Source organism: Lutimaribacter saemankumensis, assembly GCF_900100005.1.
GTDB lineage: Bacteria > Pseudomonadota > Alphaproteobacteria > Rhodobacterales > Rhodobacteraceae > Lutimaribacter > Lutimaribacter saemankumensis.
The window spans coordinates 1-2004 of sequence record NZ_FNEB01000035.1 but is presented as its reverse complement, the minus strand read 5'-3'; the positions used below and the strand labels follow the sequence as shown (position 1 = coordinate 2004).

General features: G+C 58.8%; 1 protein-coding gene. It reads left to right on the top strand.

Annotation, left to right across the window (positions count from 1 at the left end; translation table 11 throughout):
* Positions 1-95: 95 nt before the first annotated feature.
* Entirely contained in the window at positions 96-1979 is a 1884-nt protein-coding gene (locus tag BLT50_RS18775) for a tetratricopeptide repeat protein (RefSeq protein WP_342706716.1), read from the top strand.
* The last annotated feature ends 25 nt before the right edge of the window (positions 1980-2004 follow it).

The window sequence follows — 2004 nt, the reverse complement described above, 5'->3', positions numbered from 1 at the left end:
ACGTCGGAGCGCCGCCAAGATGCGGGCACCGTCGGGCATTAGCGTTGAGAGCGGCTGTTTACAGATGAGACAGCCGCTCCTGACCACCGTTCGAGATGGTAAAGGCTGTTGAAGAACGGCTGGGATATCTACGCGCCAGACGGAGAGCTTTATGCGGACGCACGGGCGTTTCGTCAGCTTTTCAGGAAGATGACCTGGCGAAATCCAACAGAATACCGGCGACGCTTTTCAAGCAAAGGCTTCCATTAAGCCTGTTGAAGGCGTTTTCCCATCGCTTTGGGCCGCTTCGACCAGATTGGTCGAACCTGTGCTATCATGAAACCTGTCTTCAGGGAGGAAGAGAGATGTCAGACTATTTTGAGCTCGGCGACTACAGCCGCCCCGCAAGCTGCAAAGCCGAGGCGCAAACCTGGTTCAACCGAGGTATGGTCTGGTTGTTTGCCTATAATCACGAAGAGGCAATCGTCTGTTTTGAAAAGGTTTTGGCGGCTGACCCGGCATGTGCTTTGGCGCATTGGGGCATCGCCTATGCCATAGGCCCGAACTACAACAAGCCATGGGAGGTTTTCACCCCCGAAGAAAAGGCCCCGGCGCTTGAACGTGCGCACAAGGCATTGTCCGCCGGCCTTGCCCTGGAAACATTGAAACCCGCGGAACGGGCGCTGCTGGAAGCGCTGGCATCTCGGTATCCCACTGATCCAGAAATCGAAGACTACCAACCTTTCAATGACGGTTTCGCGGCTGCGATGAAGCCTGTGTACGAGGCAAATCGGGACGACCTCGACATTGCCTTCGTCTATGCCGAGGCATTGATGAACCGGACGCCCTGGCAATTGTGGGACTTTCACAAAGGCGTGCCGAACCCAGAGGCATCCACTGAAGAAGCGATGGCTGTTCTGGAACGCGCTTTCGACCACACCCCGGGGGCATGGGATCATCCGGGCCTGTTGCACATGTATATCCACCTGATGGAGATGTCCCCACACCCCGAACGGGCCCTGCGGCACGGCGACCGCCTGACCACCCTGGTTCCCGAGGCCGGACATCTTGTCCACATGGCCAGCCATATCGATGTTCTATGTGGCGACTATGAAAATGTCCTGTCCCGCAATCTCGCGGCCGCAGAGGTGGATGACCGCTTCAAGGCATATGCCGGGGCTGCGAATTTCTATGCGCTCTATCGCATCCACAATCTTCATTTCGCCCTGTATGGCGCCATGTTCCTTGGCCAGAAGGCTGCAGCAATCGATGCCGCTGTCCGCCTGCGTGGAGAAGTGCCGGATGAGGTTGTGCGGGTCTACCCCGACCTTTTCGAAACCTTCGTCGCGGCCCTGCCGCATGTCTACATCCGTTTCGGAATGTGGTCTGAGATCCTGGAGCTCGACCAGCCCGAAGACAAGGAACTGTACACGACGACCAACGCGCTGATCCTTTATGCCCGCGCCGTGGCGCTGGCCAACCTGGGCAGGCATGACGAAGCCGAGGCAGTGCGGCATGAGTTCGACGCCGCTTATGCCCAAGTGCCGGAGGAGCGGATGCTGTTCAACAATTCAGCGCGTGACGTGCTTGCAGTTGCCGAGCAAATGATGCTGGGCGAGATCGCCTTCAAGGCCGGGCGACACGATGAGGGTCTGCGCTACCTGCGCGAGGCGGTCGCCCGGGACGATGGGCTGATGTACGAAGAGCCATGGTCCTGGCCCCAACCCACGCGCCACGCCTTGGGCGCGCTCTTGATGGAAGCAGGCGAGTATGAAGAAGCAGAAGCGGCATATCGTGCTGATCTGGGCCTGGACGGGAAACTGCCACGCCCCAGCCAGCACCCGCGAAATGTATGGGCCCTGCACGGCTTGCATGAATGCCTGGCGAAGCGGGGCGAAACTGTCGAACTCCCGCATGTAAAGCTGCTTCTTGACCAAGCTGTCGCGCGTGCCGACATCCCAATTCGGGCAAGCTGCCTGTGCCGGGCCAAAGCTGCCTGAAAATTGGACGAAGGCGTCCCTAGCC

Excerpts from the sequence above, each read along its gene's own strand:
- BLT50_RS18775 (WP_342706716.1), top strand. The coding sequence starts at position 96 with ATGGTAAAGGCTGTTGAAGAACGGCTGGGATATCTACGCGCCAGACGG.